The 16,341-nt window shown below is 64.4% G+C and carries 13 protein-coding genes; 1 reads left to right on the top strand and 12 read right to left on the bottom strand.

Annotation, left to right across the window (positions count from 1 at the left end; translation table 11 throughout):
- Window positions 1-39: 39 nt before the first annotated feature.
- The 7 genes from C4Q27_RS08685 to C4Q27_RS08655 all read right to left on the bottom strand — a co-directional run bounded on the left by C4Q27_RS08685 (window position 40) and on the right by C4Q27_RS08655 (window position 7,990).
- Window positions 40-684, bottom strand: a complete 645-nt coding sequence (locus tag C4Q27_RS08685; RefSeq protein WP_010951825.1) for an oxidoreductase — start codon at window positions 682-684, stop codon at window positions 40-42.
- Between the two features lie 27 nt (window positions 685-711).
- Window positions 712-2,445 carry a C13 family peptidase gene (locus C4Q27_RS08680; RefSeq protein ID WP_104886747.1) on the bottom strand — a complete coding sequence of 578 codons (1,734 nt, stop codon included), beginning with the start codon at window positions 2,443-2,445 and terminating at the stop codon, window positions 712-714.
- Between the two features lie 213 nt (window positions 2,446-2,658).
- Window positions 2,659-3,723, bottom strand: a complete 1,065-nt coding sequence (locus tag C4Q27_RS08675) for a 2,3-butanediol dehydrogenase (RefSeq protein ID WP_256600102.1) — start codon at window positions 3,721-3,723, stop codon at window positions 2,659-2,661.
- Window positions 3,724-3,775: 52 nt separating this feature from the next.
- Entirely contained in the window at window positions 3,776-4,882 is a 1,107-nt protein-coding gene (locus C4Q27_RS08670; RefSeq protein ID WP_104886745.1) for an acetoin dehydrogenase dihydrolipoyllysine-residue acetyltransferase subunit, read from the bottom strand.
- On the bottom strand, window positions 4,879-5,901 hold the full coding sequence (locus C4Q27_RS08665; protein WP_010951829.1) for an alpha-ketoacid dehydrogenase subunit beta: 1,023 nt from the start codon (window positions 5,899-5,901) through the stop codon (window positions 4,879-4,881). The genes C4Q27_RS08670 and C4Q27_RS08665 overlap by 4 nt, the downstream gene beginning before the upstream one ends.
- Before the next feature lie 33 nt (window positions 5,902-5,934).
- Window positions 5,935-6,912, bottom strand: coding sequence for a thiamine pyrophosphate-dependent dehydrogenase E1 component subunit alpha (locus C4Q27_RS08660; RefSeq protein WP_010951830.1), 978 nt, complete (start codon window positions 6,910-6,912; stop codon window positions 5,935-5,937).
- 22 nt (window positions 6,913-6,934) lie between these two features.
- Complete coding sequence (locus C4Q27_RS08655; protein WP_064492935.1) at window positions 6,935-7,990, bottom strand: ATP-NAD kinase family protein; 1,056 nt, start codon at window positions 7,988-7,990, stop codon at window positions 6,935-6,937.
- A gap of 284 nt (window positions 7,991-8,274) precedes the next feature.
- Between C4Q27_RS08655 and C4Q27_RS08650 the strand changes: the two genes are divergently transcribed.
- Window positions 8,275-10,128 carry a sigma-54-dependent Fis family transcriptional regulator gene (locus tag C4Q27_RS08650; protein ID WP_064492936.1) on the top strand — a complete coding sequence of 618 codons (1,854 nt, stop codon included), beginning with the start codon at window positions 8,275-8,277 and terminating at the stop codon, window positions 10,126-10,128.
- A gap of 90 nt (window positions 10,129-10,218) precedes the next feature.
- On the opposite strand, the gene accC is transcribed toward C4Q27_RS08650, so the two are convergent.
- The 5 genes from accC to C4Q27_RS08620 all read right to left on the bottom strand — a co-directional run bounded on the left by accC (window position 10,219) and on the right by C4Q27_RS08620 (window position 16,302).
- Window positions 10,219-11,574 carry an acetyl-CoA carboxylase biotin carboxylase subunit gene (gene accC / locus C4Q27_RS08645; RefSeq protein ID WP_003255333.1) on the bottom strand — a complete coding sequence of 452 codons (1,356 nt, stop codon included), beginning with the start codon at window positions 11,572-11,574 and terminating at the stop codon, window positions 10,219-10,221.
- 17 nt (window positions 11,575-11,591) lie between these two features.
- Window positions 11,592-12,053 carry an acetyl-CoA carboxylase biotin carboxyl carrier protein gene (gene accB, locus C4Q27_RS08640; RefSeq protein ID WP_003255332.1) on the bottom strand — a complete coding sequence of 154 codons (462 nt, stop codon included), beginning with the start codon at window positions 12,051-12,053 and terminating at the stop codon, window positions 11,592-11,594.
- A 99-nt stretch (window positions 12,054-12,152) separates the two neighbouring features.
- A complete protein-coding gene (aroQ, locus tag C4Q27_RS08635; RefSeq protein ID WP_010951834.1) occupies window positions 12,153-12,608 on the bottom strand; it encodes a type II 3-dehydroquinate dehydratase in 456 nt (151 codons plus the stop codon).
- Between the two features lie 179 nt (window positions 12,609-12,787).
- Entirely contained in the window at window positions 12,788-14,560 is a 1,773-nt protein-coding gene (locus C4Q27_RS08630) for a protein-disulfide reductase DsbD (protein WP_104886744.1), read from the bottom strand.
- Window positions 14,561-14,748: 188 nt separating this feature from the next.
- The gene (locus C4Q27_RS08620) at window positions 14,749-16,302 is read right to left on the bottom strand and encodes a methyl-accepting chemotaxis protein (protein WP_371919368.1); all 1,554 of its coding nucleotides are present in this window, start codon (window positions 16,300-16,302) and stop codon (window positions 14,749-14,751) included.
- Window positions 16,303-16,341: the final 39 nt, after the last annotated feature.

The following is a 16,341-nucleotide window of genomic DNA, read 5'->3' as shown; positions in this document are numbered from 1 at the left end:
GAGCGGGCGTGCCCGCGAAGAGGCCAGCACAAGCGAAGCCTAGATCCTGCCCAACCTGCGCAATTCATCCGACTCCACAACCCGCACGCCGTCTTCTTCTTCCAGCGCCAGCCGCCACAGCGCCCGCGCCAGGGTACAAGCCTCGATTCCCCGGTATTTCCCGGGTATGAACCGGGAAAACGGCGCAACTAGCTGTTCAGTCAGCCGTGGCTCCAGTCGCTCGCCCAGCAGGAACGAGGGCCGCACGATGGTCAGCTGTGGCCAGTCCTGAGCCTTGAGCGCTTCTTCCATCTCGCCCTTGACCCGGTTATAGAAAATTGACGACTTAGGATCGGCGCCCACTGCACTGATCACCAGCAGATGCCGTGCGCCCATTTCCCGGGCACGCTTGCTGAAGGCGACCACCATGTCCAGATCCACCGCGCGGAAAGCCGATTCGGAACCCGCCTGCTTCAGCGTGGTGCCCAGGCAGCAGTAGGCGATGTCGACCCGCCCGGCCAGTTGCGGAAGGAATACCGCCGGGTCGCCCACCGGGTTTTCCAGGTGCGGGTGCTCGGCCAATGGCCGGCGTGTAGGCGCCAGGACACGGGTGATGGTGGGCTCGTTGAGCAGGCGGTCTAGCAGGTGTTCACCGGTCAGGCCGGTGGCTCCGGCAAGCAGGACATGCTGAGGCGTCAAGTACATGATGTCTCTCCCTTGTTACACACAAGTCTAGTGAGTGCCGGGCATTTTTGCCTGCTTGCTCACGTTGGCCTGTGTGGCGTTACGCAACGCTTCTTCGGCTTGTTGCTGGCGCAGCTGGTGCCAGTGCTCAAGCACGGCCGGCGGTGCCCACAACTGCGGCTCGGAGGCCTCGAAGCCTTCCCTTTGTTCTCTTTCGGCAACGCTGGCACGCGCCAGTTCAAACGCCTGTTTCAGGTCGTCGGTCTGGTTCAGCGCTTCAGCGAACAGGGCATCGCCAAAGTAGGTGAAGTCGGCTTCCTCCGAGCAACCGAAGGAGACGCGGTCGGCCCGGGCAGCGGTCATGATGAGCGTGCGCTCGTCTTTGAGCGGAGCGATATAGCCCCCTGAATAGCAGGCGGAGATGACGATGACCTTGTCGCGATCCTTCAGCGGCGCCAGGGCAGTGGCCAGCTCGTCAGCGGCCAGGTCGGCCAGTTGCAGGCGGGGTTGGTCGAGCACCAGCTGGTGGTCCTGGCTGCCATGGCTGGTGAGGTAGATGAACACCAGGTCTTCGGGGCCGCTGCGCTCTGCCAGGGTGGCGGCAGCGCGGGAGAGGTTTTCGCGGGTGGCCATGGGGCGTGTGGCCATGTGGTCGCGGTGGTTGACCAGGGTTACCTGGCCACGGGCGCCAAAGCGCACCTTGAGCATGCGGCTGACGTAGTCGGCTTCGCGCAGGAATACGCTTTGCTGGCCATCGCCGGCCACTACCAGGCTATACAGCTGGATCGGTGGCGCCGAGCGAGGTACCCGAGCCAGCGCCTCGTCCAGCAGCCGGCCCTGGTTGAGCAACGCCAGGTCCAGTGGGTCTGGCAGCAGCTTGCCGTTCTGGTCGCGCACGCGCACGCCGTTGGCCCATGTTCCGCTTTCGACCTTGCCACTGGGCAGAATCAGCCGCCCATGGCCATGGTAGGCATCGTTGAGGAAACCGCCGATGTACTTGCTGCCGTCGGCCAGTTGCAGGCTGCCCTGGCCCGACAGACGCCAGTCGGCGAACTCGCCCTTGTAGTGGCTGCCATCGCTGCCCAGCAACTCCCCTTCGCCGATCAGCGAGCCGTCCTTGAATTCACCGATCCACACGTCGCCGTCGGCATTTTCGTAGCGGCCACGGCCCTCCAGGCGGTTGTCCTTGAATTCGCCGATGTACTGCTCGCCATCAACGCTGTCGTAGGTGCCGGCGCCTTGTAGCTGGCCGTTGACGAAGTGGCCGCTGAACTGGTTGCCGCTGGCATCGCTGCGCACCCCGGCGCCGTTGGGCTTGCCCTTGGCGAACAGGCCTTGGTAGCGACTGCCGTCGGCCAGTTCCAGTTGGCCTGCACCGTCGTACAGGTCGTCCTTGAACTGGCCGCGGTATGTCTGGTCGGCTTGCTTGAGGGTGCCCTCGCCGTCGCGGCGGCCGTGGCGGAAGGTGCCGCTATAGTGGCTGCCTGGGGTGATCAGGTCACCCAGGCCCTGAAACAGCCCCTCGGCGAACTGGCCCCGGTAGACCTCGCCGTTCTGCCCATGCCATTCACCTTGGCCGTGCCACTGGCCGTCCTTGAAGCTGCCGGCGTACCAGCTGCCGTTGGGGTAGTCGATCCGGCCCTCACCTTGCAGCAGGCCATCGACCACCTGCCCTCGGTAACGCCCACCGTCAGGCAGCCGTGCGTCGGGCGGGAGCAGCGATTCGCCATCGCCACAGGCGGCGAGCAGCAGGACCAGGGTAATGGGGAGCAGTGGACGCATGGAGAGGACCGGGCAATAGGTCTGCCGAGTATGACGCAGAATGGGATCCTGAGACAGCGAGCCCCTGTGTCAGCGCACAGCCTTGGAACCTTGCGCGTACCCTGTAGGACCGGCTTCAGCCGCGAACACCGGCAAAGCCGGTGCCCTCCACTGTGTTGCATTGCTCGCAGGCCCACCCGCTCCCACAGGTGCCACGTTGCCTTCAAGGTGCAATCAGCGCACACCTGGTGAAACTATGATCTTCACGTTCTCCTCTTTGTTGTTCACCAGTTCCTCGAAGCCCAGCTCGACAATCTGCTCCAATCCGATCCGGCCGGTTACCAGCGGGCGAATATCCAGCCGACCATCAGCAATGAAGGCAATCACGTCGGCAAACTCGCCGTTGTACGCCAACGCCCCCAGCACCTGTTTCTCGGTGGACACCAGCTCGAAGAAGTTGAACTCGCTGGGCTCTTCGAAAATACCCACCAGCACGCACTTGCCTGCTTTGCGGATGGTGTCGATGGCCAGCTTGGCCGTATGTTTGTTGCCAATGCACTCAAAGCTCACATCGGCGCCCAGCCCTGCAGTCAGTGCGCGGATTTCCGCCAGGGCATCGCACTGGCTGGGGTCCAGCACCACGTTGGCGCCAACTTCCTTGGCCTTGGCTTTGCGCGCAGAGGACATCTCAAGGGCGATGACCTCTGCCGCACCCGCAGCCTTGGCGCACATGATGGTGCACAGGCCGATGGTGCCGGCCCCCACCACTACAACGGTTTGCCCAAGCAGGCTGCCGGCCTTTTTCACCGCGTGCATACCCACCGCCAGCGGTTCGATCAGTGCCCCGGCTTCGGCAGGGAAGCCCTGCGGCAGCCGGTAGAGCAGGTTGGCGGGCACGTTGACCAGCTCGGCGAAGGCACCGTTGTTCATCAGGCCGGTGAACGCCAGGCGTTCGCAGATGTTGTACAGGCCATGGGTGCAGTAATAGCAGGTACCGCAATGCTGGCAGGCGTCTGCCGCCACCGGGTCGCCTACGGCATAGCCTTCCACGCCTTCGCCAAGCTTGGCGATGTGGCCGCAGAATTCATGGCCGAGGATGCACTGGCCCTGAATGCCGGTCAGCGGGTGCGGGGCTTCTACCGGGATGAACACCGGGCCGGCAACATATTCGTGCAGGTCGGAGCCGCAGATGCCGCACCAGTCCACCTTGATCTGCACCCAGCCCGGCGCAGGGTCGGCCGGCAAAGGTACCTGTTCGACACGAATATCGTGGCGGCCATGCCAGACGGCCGCGCGCATGTGGGTGTGGCTCAGGTCATTCATTGTTGTTCTCCAGGCTCACGAAAAGGGCTTAGTGCTTGCGCAGGAATGCGAGCAGTTGCTGGTTGACCTGTTCGGCCGCCTCCATCTGCACCATGTGGCCGGCCTCTGGCAGCACCTGTACTTCGGCTTCCAGGCCCTCGGCATGGCTGGCCGGGATGATCGCATCCTTGCCACCCCACACCACCAGTGTCGGGTGATTGCCAAGTACTCCGCGCAAGTCGTGGCGCTGCCGGTCGCCGTCGGCGAGCGCCCCTGCCAGTTGCTGCAGGGCCTGGTCCACACCTTCCAGGCGCTTGAACTTGAGCATGTCCTCCAGCATTTGCCGGGTGACCAGCGCCGGGTCGGCAAACAACTGCACCATCTGCGGTTTGAGTGCATTGCGGTTGGCCGCAGTGACGAAACCTTGCAAGTACTGCCCGTTGATCGCTTCGCCCAGACCGGCGCTGGCTACCAGGCTCAGGCTGGCCACCCGCTGCGGGGCCAGGCGCGCCACGTTGAGGCTGACGGCACCACCCATGGAATGGCCGGCCAGGTGGGCTTTGGCGATGTCCAGGTGGTCGAGCAGGGCGAGCACGGTTTCGCTCAACTCATCCAGGTCGCCCCGCTGCAGGGTCTTGGCCGACTCGCCGTGGCCCGGCAGGTCGAGGGCGATGACCCGCCGCTCGGCAGCCAGTGCCGGGTGGTTGAACAGCCAGTTGTTGAGGTCACCGCCAAAGCCGTGCACCAGCACCAGCGGTGTGCCGCCTTCACCCAGCTCGAACCAGCGCAGCAGGCGCCCGCCTACTTCCGCCTTCTGAGGGGCCGGCCCCTGGCTTTGGTCGGCGCCACCTTCGGCGACGAACTCGGCCTGGAAGCGCTGTACCACGGCATCGATCTCGGCCTCCTCTGCTTCGCCTTCGACTACCACCGCCAGCAGTGCGCCGACGGGCAAGGTTTCATCCGGCTTGGCTACCTGGCGGCGCAGCACGCCACTGAAAGGCGCTTCGACGCTGCTGCTGATCTTGTCGGTCTCGACGTCCAGCACCTCGTCGCCCTTGCTGATTTCGTCACCTTCCTGCTTGAGCCAGGTGTCCACCCGGCCCTCGGTCATCGACAGGCCCCACTTGGGCATGGTCAGGGTATGGATCTGGCTCATGCGGCACTCCTTGCGGCTTCGATCACCTTGCGCACGGCGGCTTCGATCTTCGCCGCGTCAGGGATGTACAGGTCTTCCAGGGCGTCGGAGAACGGCACCGGGGTATGCGGCGCGGTGACCATTTCGATCGGTCCCTTGAGTGCGCCAAAAGCCTTCTGTGCCACCAGCGCGCTGATGTCGGTGGCCATCGAGCAGCGCGGGTTGGCTTCATCGATCACCACCAGGCGGCCGGTCTTCTCCACACTTTCCAGAATGCTGTCCTCGTCCAGCGGGCTGGTAGTGCGCAGGTCCAGCACTTCGCAGTCGATGCCCTGGCGGGCCAGGTTGTTGGCGGCCTCCAGCGCCACATGCACCATGCGCCCGTAGGTAACGAGGGTCACGTCGTCGCCATCGCGCAAGAAGTTGGCTTCGCCGAACGGTACGGTGTACACCTCTTCCGGCACCTCGCCCTGCATGCTGTACAGCAGTTTGTGTTCGCAGAAGATCACCGGGTCGTTGTCGCGGATCGCCTGGATCAACAGGCCCTTGGCATCGTAAGGCGAGGATGGGCACACCACCTTCAGGCCGGGGATGTGCGTCCATAGCGAGGTGAGCATCTGCGAGTGCTGGGCTGCCGCACGCAGGCCGGCGCCATACATGGTGCGCATCACCAGCGGGGTCACTGCCTTGCCGCCGAACATGTAGCGGAACTTGGCGGCCTGGTTGAGGATCTGGTCCAGGCAGCAGCCGGCGAAGTCGACGAACATCAGTTCGCACACCGGGCGCAGGCCCTGGGTGGCAGCACCGACGGCCGCGCCGACGTAGCCGATTTCCGACAGCGGCGCGTCAAGCACGCGGCCGGGGAATTGGTGATACAGGCCTTTGGTCACGCCCAACACGCCACCCCAGGCGTCATCCTCGCCGGGCGCACCGGCACCGCCGGCGACGTCTTCGCCAATGATGAACACTGTGCTGTCGCGGCGCATTTCCTGGGCCAGGGCCTCGTTGATGGCCTGCTGGTAGCTGATCTTTCTTGCCATGGTGGTTCTCCTGTTGTTCTTGTAATCCGCGGCTCAGGGGTAGGCGACGTAGACGTCGGTGAGCAGGTCGGCGGGCTGTGGCTTGGGATCGGATTTGGCGCGGCGAACGGCGTCTTCGATCAGGTCCTCGACGCGGGCGTCGATGGCGTCCAGTTGCTCGGCCGTGAGCAGGCCGGCGCGGGTGGTCTTGTTGCGAAATTGCATGAGGCAGTCGCGGGATTCGCGCAGGTTCTTCACTTCATCAGGGGCGCGGTAGGTTTGCGCATCGCCTTCGAAATGGCCGTAGTAACGGCTGAGCTTGACCTCGATCAGCGACGGCCCTTGCCCGGAGCGGGCGCGCTCGATAGCAGCGCCGGCGGCCTCGTATACGGCAAAGAAGTCAAAGCCGTCGATGGTGACGCCTGGCATGCCGAAGCCGGCAGCGCGGTCGGCAATGTGGTCGCAGGCTACGGACCAGTTGGAGGCAGTGGCCTCGGCGTAGCCGTTGTTCTCGGCCACGAAGATGCAGGGCAGGTTCATGATCGACGCCATGTTCATGGCCTCGAACACGGCGCCCTCGTTGGATGCCCCATCGCCGAAGAAGGCTACCGACACGTCATCACGGCCCTTGAGCTTGGCCGCCAGCGCCGCCCCGGCCACCAGTGGTGCGCCGGCGCCGACGATACCGTTGGCACCGAGCATGCCCTTTTCCAGGTCGGCAATGTGCATCGAGCCGCCTTTGCCACCGCACACGCCGGTCTTCTTGCCGTAGATCTCGGCCATCATGCCGTACACGTCCACGCCTTTGGCGATGCAGTGGCCATGGCCGCGGTGGGTCGAGGCGATGCAGTCGCTGTCGCGCAGGTGGGCCATGACCCCGGCGGCAGAGGCTTCTTCGCCGGCATACAGGTGGACGAAGCCGGGAATTTCGCCGGTGGCGAACTCTACATGCAGGCGTTCTTCGAAGGCGCGGATGGTCCGCATGACTTCATAGGCATGCAGCAGTTGTTCAGTACTGAGTTGATTGGACATCTTGTTGTTCTCCGGGGTTGTCTCAACACGGGTTTGCAGGGTGCAGCCGGTGGCCGCGCGGGACGGCCAGCAGGTGGTGGAGGGCGGCATGCGCCAGCACGGCCTCGACGTCCACGCTGAGTGGGCCTTGGTGGTCGAGGGTGATGGTGGGGGTGTCATGCTCGGCAAATTCGATTTCGCGTTCGCCATCCAGCGCCAGGGTGCCGCTGGCCAGGCTCAGGCGCTGGGCGACGCCGGGTGTCAGCGGACCGCAGGCAGTGATGCCGCAGGCTTGCAGCAGCCCGGGCGCCAACGGCGCCAACAGCGCCTGTTCGGCGTCGGGGGCCAGGCGTACCCAGGCGCCGTGCGGATCTTGCCGTGACACCGGGCACCACAGACCGCACAGGGCCGACAGGCCGATGGCGTGGGGCTCGGCGAAGCAGGCGAAGACTTCGCAGAGGTCCTCGCTGCGGCTGAGTGCACGGGCACCGATGAAGCGCTGCGGCGACACGGCCACCTCGACCAAGGCCCACTCGGCCAGCTGTTGTTCCGGCACGTTCACCAGTAAGCGTTTGTTGCGGCGCAAGCCGATGCTGGCCGGTACCCGGCCACTGGCAAGCAGGCCACCGGCCAGGCCTGCGCTGGTGGCTTCACGAAGTTCGGGGAAGGCGTTGTTGGTGCCGGTGGACAGGGTCAGCAGCGGCACGTCACCGGCCTCGGCGGCGACCGCCTTGTGGGTGCCATCACCGCCCAGCACGGCGATCATCGCCACGCCGCGCTCGACCATGCGCCGGGTAGCCAGGCGGGTATCGGCCACGGTCTGGCTCAGTGGCAGGTCGAGGATCTCGATGGCCGGCCAGTGCTGGTCACGGGCCCCTGGGCCCTGGCTGGCCTTGAGCACGGCGGCAGCGATGCCGGTCATGTCGCTGGGCAACAACACCTGGCCAATGCCGGTGGCACCGAAAGCGGCCAGCAGGCGCTGGATAGCCGAGGCCTTGTCGGTGCTCGAATAGAGCCCGGCATTGGCGGTCAGGCGGCGCAGGTCGCGGCCAGAGGCAGGGTTGGCAATGATCCCGACAATCGGGGCGGGTAGCGGCATGGCGCACCTCGTATTTTTGTTTGCAAGGGCAGGAGCAAGCGGGGTGCCAGCTTTCTTCGCGATGGCTGAAGTGGCCGGGCTAGAGGGCTCTGGTCGTGTTCGGGCAGGTTTTCACGGGTAGGGGTGGCGAGACGCCGGGTGCCAGCGCCGGGCCTGCTTAGCCGAGACACTGAGACGCTGCGTCTCAAGCCAGCCGGTAATCACACAGTGCTTGTCGGGGCATGCCCAGAGGCGCTTAATGGCCGGACAACGATAAAAACAGTAACGAGAACCGGAGGGCCTGAATGCTTGCCGCGAACTCCCGAGCCCATGTGGACTGCGTCAGCAGGGTGTTGAAGAATGCCGACCGCCTGCCGCAGGCGCCGGTACCACCGCTGATCCTCGATTCATGGCGCCGCTCCATGGATGTGTACCGCCTCGACCCCGGTTCCCAGCAGGGGCCGCGTATCCTTTCCCAAAGCCTGCTCAACGAATGCCGCGAACGCGCCGAGCTGTTCCTGCGCATCGCCAGCGATGCCGTGGCGCGCTTGCATGAGCGGGTGCGCGGCGCTGACTACTGCGTGCTGCTTACCGATGCTCAGGGGCGCACTATCGATTACCGGGTCGAGTCGGCGATCCGCAACGACTGTCGCAAGGCCGGGCTGTATCTGGGGACCTGCTGGTCGGAAGGCGAGGAGGGCACATGCGGCGTGGCGGCGGTGCTGACCAGCAAGGCCCCGGTCACGGTGCACAAGCGCGATCACTTTCGCGCCGCCTTCATCGGCCTGACCTGCACAGCGGCGCCGGTGTTCGACCCGTTGGGTGAGTTGTTGGGCGTGGTCGATGTGTCGGCCTTGCAGTCGCCGGACGATCGGCGCAGCCAGCACCTGATCCGCCAGTTGGTCGAGCAAACCGCCCGCGAGATCGAAAACGCCTTCTTCATGCACAGCGCCCAAGGTCACTGGGTGATGCGCGCCCATGGTACGCCGGGCTATGTGGAGAGCCAGCCCGACTACCTGCTGGCCTGGGATGCCGATGGCCGCTTGCAGGCGATCAACAGCCTGGCGCGGCAACGCTTGGTGGAACGCCTGGGGCGCTTGCCCGAGCATATAGGCGAACTGTTCGACATCGACCAACTGCGCCGGGTGAGCGCGTCGTCCGCCCAGCGCCTGCCCGGTCTGGGTGGTTTGTATGGCCGGGTCAGTGCACCGCAGCAACGCCAGCGTGCGCAGCCTGTGCGCCAGGCCCAGGACACCCGTATCGAGCAACACCTGCGGCTGGCCACGCGGGTCAAGGACTGCAACCTGGCGGTGCTGGTACTGGGTGAGACCGGGGCCGGCAAGGAGGTATTCGCCCGCCAGCTGCACCAGCAAAGCCAGCGCTGTGATGGCCCGTTCGTTACCCTGAACTGCGCGGCCATTCCGGAAACCCTGATCGAGAGCGAGTTGTTCGGCTATGTGGCCGGGGCCTTCACCGGGGCTTCCAGCAAAGGCATGCAAGGGCTGTTGCAGCAGGCCGATGGCGGCACGCTGTTCCTCGACGAGATCGGGGACATGCCGCTGAACCTGCAAACCCGCCTGCTGCGGGTGCTGGCGGAGGGTGAGGTAGCGCCGCTGGGCGCGGCGCGGCGGGAGCGGGTGGATATTCAGGTGATCTGTGCGACCCATCGCGATCTGGCGGCGATGGTGGAGGACGGGCGATTTCGTGAAGACTTGTACTTCCGCCTGGCCAATGCCCGTTTCGAGCTTCCCCCCTTGCGTGAGCGTGATGACCGGCTGGGGCTGATTCACCAGTTGCTGGCCGAAGAGGCGGCGGCCTGCGGGGTGGAGGTGGTGTTGGCGGATGACGCGCTGCAGGCGCTGCTGGTTTATCGCTGGCCGGGCAATTTGCGCCAGCTGCGGCAGGTGTTGCGGTATGCCTGTGCGGTGAGTGAGGGCGGGCAGGTGCGGCTGCAGGATCTGCCGCAGGAGGTGCGCGGTGAAGCGGTTGGCTCGGCTGAAAGCGGGGTGTCGTGCCCGGCCCGGCAGCTGTTGCTGGACGCGCTGATCCGCCATCGCTGGAAGCCGGCTGATGCGGCGCGGGCTTTGGGTATTTCGCGGGCGACGCTTTATCGGCGAGTGCATGAGCACCGCATCGACATGCCGCGGATGAAGGGGTAGAGCCCTGGGGCCGCGACGCGGCCCCAGATTCTGGCAGGCAATAAAAAACCCCGGCACAGGGCCGGGGTTCTGGTACATCACACTACACGATCACTCCTGGTTGGCCAGTTTGTGCTCGAGGTAGTGAATGTTGACGCCGCCTTTGCAGAAGCCTTCATCACGCACCAGGTCGCGGTGCAGCGGGATGTTGGTCTTGATGCCGTCGACGACGATCTCGTCCAGGGCATTGCGCATGCGCGCCATGGCTTCGTCGCGGTCCTTGCCGTAGGTGATCAGCTTGCCGATCAGCGAGTCGTAGTTCGGCGGAACCGAATAACCGCTGTACAGGTGCGAATCGACGCGTACGCCGTTGCCGCCCGGGGCGTGGAAGTGCTTCACCTTGCCTGGGCTCGGGATGAACTTCTTCGGGTCTTCGGCGTTGATCCGGCACTCCAGCGAGTGGCCGCGGATCACCACGTCTTCCTGGCGGAACGACAGCTTGTTGCCAGCGGCGATGCTCAGCATCTCCTTGACGATGTCGATGCCAGTGACCATCTCCGATACCGGGTGCTCAACCTGCACGCGGGTGTTCATCTCGATGAAGTAGAAGCGGCCGTTTTCGTACAGGAACTCGAAAGTACCGGCACCACGGTAGCCGATCTCGATGCACGCATCGACGCAGCGCTTGAACACTTCCTGGCGGGCTTTCTCATCGATGCCCGGGGCTGGTGCTTCTTCCAGTACTTTCTGGTGACGGCGCTGCAGCGAGCAGTCGCGGTCGCCCAGGTGAATGGCGTTGCCCTGGCCGTCGGACAGTACCTGCACTTCCACGTGACGTGGGTTGGTCAGGAACTTCTCCAGGTAAACCATCGGGTTGCCGAAGGCAGCACCGGCTTCGGTACGGGTGAGCTTGGCCGAGGAAATCAGGTCCTCTTCCTTGTGCACCACGCGCATGCCGCGACCACCACCGCCACCGGCGGCCTTGATGATCACCGGGTAGCCGACGTCACGGGCAATCGCCAGGGCGACTTCTTCGTCTTCCGGCAGTGGGCCATCGGAGCCCGGTACGGTCGGTACGCCCGACTTGATCATCGCGTCCTTGGCCGAAACCTTGTCGCCCATCAGGCGAATGGTGTCGGCTTTCGGGCCGATGAAGGCGAAACCGGATTTTTCCACCTGTTCGGCGAAGTCGGCGTTTTCCGCCAGGAAGCCGTAACCCGGGTGAATCGCAGTGGCGCCAGTCACTTCGGCGGCAGCGATGATCGCCGGGATATGCAGGTAGGAATCCTTGGACGATGCAGGGCCGATGCAGACCGACTCGTCTGCCAGGCCCAGGTGCATCAGTTCACGGTCGGCAGTGGAGTGCACGGCGACGGTCTTGATACCCAGCTCTTTGCAGGCACGCAGGATCCGCAGGGCAATTTCCCCGCGGTTGGCGATCAGGACTTTTTCGAGCTTCCCAGACATCGTTGGCTCTCCGCGATTCAAACGATGGTGAACAGCGGCTGGTCGAACTCAACCGGCTGGCCGTCTTCTACCAGGATGGCGTCGATGACACCGCCAACATCGGCTTCGATGTGGTTCATCATCTTCATGGCTTCGACGATGCACAGGGTGTCGCCTTTCTTCACGGACTGGCCAACTTCAGCGAAGTTAGGCGAGGTCGGCGAAGGCTTGCGGTAGAAGGTACCTACCATTGGCGAACGGATCACGGTGCCTTTCAGGGCCGGGGCGGCAGCAGTGGCTTCGGCGGCTGGCGCAGCAGCGGCAACCGGCGCAGCGGCAGGGGCGGCGGCCATAGGCGCCGGTGCGTAGAACTGCTGGGCAGCTGGGGTCTTGCTGTGACGGCTGATACGGACCGACTCTTCGCCTTCCTTGATCTCCAGTTCGTCGATGCCAGACTCTTCCAGCAGCTCGATCAGTTTCTTGACTTTACGGATATCCATTAATCATCAACTCCCAAAGGTTCGGTCAGGGGGCGAAATACAAAAAACGTATCTGAAACGTTTCTCTCGAACCCCGGCCCACTTAGGCCAGGGTTTTCATCATTTGGGCTGTGCGTTGGCAGCCAGTTGTTCCAGCGCGGACTCCAGGGCCAGGCGATAACCGCTGGCGCCCAGACCGCAGATCACCCCTACGGCAACATCGGAAAAGTAGGAGTGGTGACGGAACGGTTCGCGTTTGTGCACGTTGGACAGGTGCACTTCGATGAATGGGATGCTCACCGCAAGCAATGCGTCACGTAATGCGACGCTTGTGTGGGTGAAAGCAGCCGGATTGATCAGGATGAAGTCCACACCCTCGTTGCGTGCGGCGTGAATGCGGTCGATCAGTTCGTATTCGGCATTGCTCTGCAGGTACAGCAGATGGTGGCCTGCGGCGCGGGCACGTTGCTCCAGGTCCTGGTTGATCTGAGCCAGGGTCACGGCGCCGTAGTGGCCTGGCTCGCGAGTACCGAGCAGGTTGAGGTTTGGGCCGTGGAGCACCAGTAGCGTTGCCATCTGCGGATTCCTTGGATTTGTAGGGCAATTCGACACAGCGCGGCGAGTGTGCCGTAAAGCAACGGCAAGTGTCCAGTTCCCGGCAATAGCCAGCACGATGTCCGAGGTTCGCGCGAAGTATGTGACCGGATAATTAAATCCGGTCACTCATTTCAGGATTTTTCCGAGCTCGCGGGAAGTTATAGACCGACTTTGCCGCGCACGCGCGTCAGAATCTGCGCGAATTCACCGGCATTTATCTCGCCAATCACCCGATCAGCGGTAATTTCGCTGCCGTTCGCAGCAAAAAACAGCAGGGCGGGTGGGCCGAACAGCTGATAGCGGTCGAGCAGCTTGCGTTGCTCGGCATTACTTTCGGTGATGTCGAACCGCAGCAGTTTGAAGCCGGCCAGCTGTGTTCGCACCTGCGGTGCATTGAGCACCTCATGCTCAATCACCTTGCAGCTGATGCACCAGTCGGCGTACCAGTCCAGCAGCACTGGCTGGCCGGCGGCCTTGGCTTGCGCCAGGGCTGCGTCCATGGCATCAGGTGTGGTGATGGTCTGCCAGGCATCGGCTTTTGCTGCCGGCAGACCGCCGCTGGCGGCCAGTGACGCAACTGGCAGTGGGCGCAGTGGGTCGCCCTGGCCAGTGAGGGCGCCGTACCAGCAAGCCAGCGCGTACACCAATAAGGCCAGACCGAGCAGTTGCGCCAGGCGCTGGGGCGTCGTCTTGACGACGAATTCCAGCGCACCGAGGAACAGTGCCACACCCGCAGCGAGGAAACCGACCAGCAGCAAGGTCGCAGGGCCCGGCAGTACACGGCTGAGCAAGCCGATGGCCAGCCCCAGCAGCAGTACGCCAATGGCGTTTTTTACCGTATTCATCCACGGGCCGCTTTTGGGCAGCCAGGCCGCGCCACCGGTGGCCACCAGTAGCAGCGGTGCACCCATGCCCAAACCCAGGGCGAACAGCTTTAGTGCGCCACCCAGGGCATCGCCGCTGGCGCTGATATAGAGCAAGGCACCGGCCAGGGGCGCCGATACACACGGAGAAACCAGCAAGCTGGAGAGCACACCGAGCACAGCTGCGCCCAGCAGCGAGCCGCCGCGGGTGTGGTTGGCGACGTTGTTCAGGCGGTTGCTCAGGGCCTGGGGCAGCCTCAGTTCGAAGAGGCCGAACATGGCCAGGGCGAACACTACGAAAAACAGCGCGAAAGGTACCAGCACCCAGGCCGACTGCAGGCGCGCCTGCAGGTTCAGGCTTGCGCCGAACAGGCCCATCAGTGCGCCGAGCACCGCGAAGCTGGCGGCCATTGGCAGCACGTAGGCCAGCGACAGCGCCAGGCCGCGCACGCCGCCAACCTGGCCGCGCAGCACGACACCGGAAAGGATCGGCAACATCGGCAGCACGCAGGGGGTGAAGGTCAGGCCGACCCCAGCGAGGAAGAACAGCAGCAGCGACTTCCAGTTCCAGCCGTGTTCGCGGGTGGCTGGCGTGTTTGCAACGCCTTCGCCATCGATACTCAGGCGTGCGGTTTCCGGCGGGTAGCACAAGCCCTTGTCGGCGCAACCCTGGTAGCCCACCAGCAGGGTGAAGGCGCGTGGGTCTTTACGTGGCAACTCGATATCGAGCACGCCGTGGTACACCTCGACGTCGCCGAAGAATTCATCGTGCTTGGCCTCACCCTTGGGGATGTTCGGTGTGCCCAGGGTGATGTCGGCCGGTTCCGTGCGGAACTGGAAGCGGTGGAGGTAAAGGTAGTAGCCATCGGTGGCAACGAAGCGCAGCTTGATGGTTTGCGCATCGGCCTGGACCAGGTTGAGCTTGAAGGCCTCGTGTACCGGCAGGAAGTCGGCGTTGTTGGCCAGCGAAGCGGCGCCAAGGGTGGCGCTGGGGCGGTTGTCGAGCAGGCCTGTGGCGAAGGCAGGGCTGGCCAGCAGCAGGAACAGCATGAAAAACAGGCGGCGCATGGCGGACTCGCGAGGTGGAACGTGCCCGGCATGATAACGGATGCGCAGGAATAATTGGCCCGAAACAAACGTAGGAGCGGGTTTACCCGCGAAGCGCCGCGCGGGCGGCGCTCGATCTCCCAGACGCAACACATGTCACGTCAAACCCTCTTCAGCTGCTACACCTGTCCTGACGACCACCCGCCGACTCAGACCCTGAACGCTCGCACCGCCCGGTTCAGCTCACCGCCCAGGCTCAGCAGCTGTTCACCCTGTTCACGCCCCTCGCCAATGCGCTGCAGGTTGTCTTCACCCAGTTCGTGAATCCGCTCGCTGTGGTCACGAATCTCGCTCACCGCGCCACTCTGCTGTGCCGTGACATCGGCAATCCGCACCGCTGTATCGGAAATGGTACGAATGGCACAGACAATCTCATCCAGCGCCCCATCCGCCGCCTGGGCTTGGTTGGCCGTGGCCTCGGCATGCTCCAGTTGCGCGCGCATCCCCGCCACCGAACTTCTGGCGGCCTGCTGCAGGCGGTCGATCAACGCCTGGATCTCGCCGGTAGCCCCCGTGGTGCGCTGAGCCAGTGAGCGCACCTCATCGGCGACCACGGCAAAGCCACGGCCCATCTCGCCGGCACGGGCCGCTTCGATCGCGGCATTCAGTGCCAGCAGGTTGGTCTGCTCGGCAATCGAGCGGATCACCGTCAGTACCCCGCCAATGGTGGCCGACTCTTCCGCCAATTGTTCGATCATGCGGGCGTTGCCTTGCACTTCATCGACCAGTTCACGCAAGCCCGACAGGCTCTGGCCGATTACCGCCTGGCCTTGTTCCACCGCACGCCCGGCATCGCGGCTGGCCTCGGCGGCGGCGCTGGCATCACCAGCCACTTGTTGAATGGTTGCTTCCAGCTCGCCCAAGGCATCGCGGATCTGCCCGGTATCGCCGGCCTGTCGCTCGGCGCCGCCGTGCAGCGCAGCGCTCATGCCGGCCAGGGCATGGCTGCTGCCGGCCACCTGCTCGGCGTTATGGCGGATGGTGCCGACCAGCTCCACCAGGTACTGACGCAGGCGGTTGAGCGACTCCTGGATGTCGTGCAGTTCACGGTTGGTCTTGCCCAGGGCGATGGCTTGGGCGAAGTCGCCCTCGGCCCAGCGTGACAGGGCCGGGGCCAGTCCGGTCAGGGTCCGGGCCAGGCGCCGTTGCAGCGTATCGATCAATAGGGCGATCAGCAGGATAAGGCCGATCATCAGGCCTTGGATGATGCGCACCTCGGCAGCGATTTTCGCATGCTGGCCGCGTACTTCGGGTTCCAGCGCGGCGATGGCCTGTTGTACGGCTTCCAGGCGCTGGCCGGTGGTGGCGGCCAGTTCGGCGCGGCGCTCGATCTGTTCGCGGGTGCGTTGCAGTTCGGCCGGGTAGCGGTTGAGCAGGCTTTGCAATTCACGCTTGAGGCCCACGGCAATGTCTTCCTGCTGGGCGCTGCTCTGGGATTCCAGGCCCATCATCGCAGCGAAGTCGTCGGCTCCGGATTCGGCCGTGCGGGTTACGCCGAGCAGTGGCAGGCCGTCGACCGTCTGGGCCTGGGCGCGGATCAGTTGCAGCTCGCGCTCCACCTCGTCGGCCAGCTCCGGGCGGCCGCTGCTGACCAGCTTGTCGCGAGCCAATGACAGCCGCCCCAGGTGCAGGGTGGCGTCGAGCAAGGGCAGCAAGTAGCGATTGGCCTCGGCGTTGCCACTGTCGCGGGCGTAGCTGGCCATCTGCTCGAAGTTCGCCCCCAGCTCCCGCTCGGCTTGCAG

The sequence above is a fragment of the Pseudomonas sp. SWI36 genome, assembly GCF_002948105.1.
GTDB classification, from domain to species: domain Bacteria; phylum Pseudomonadota; class Gammaproteobacteria; order Pseudomonadales; family Pseudomonadaceae; genus Aquipseudomonas; species Aquipseudomonas alloputida.
This window is presented reverse-complemented; position numbering and strand designations above follow the sequence as displayed.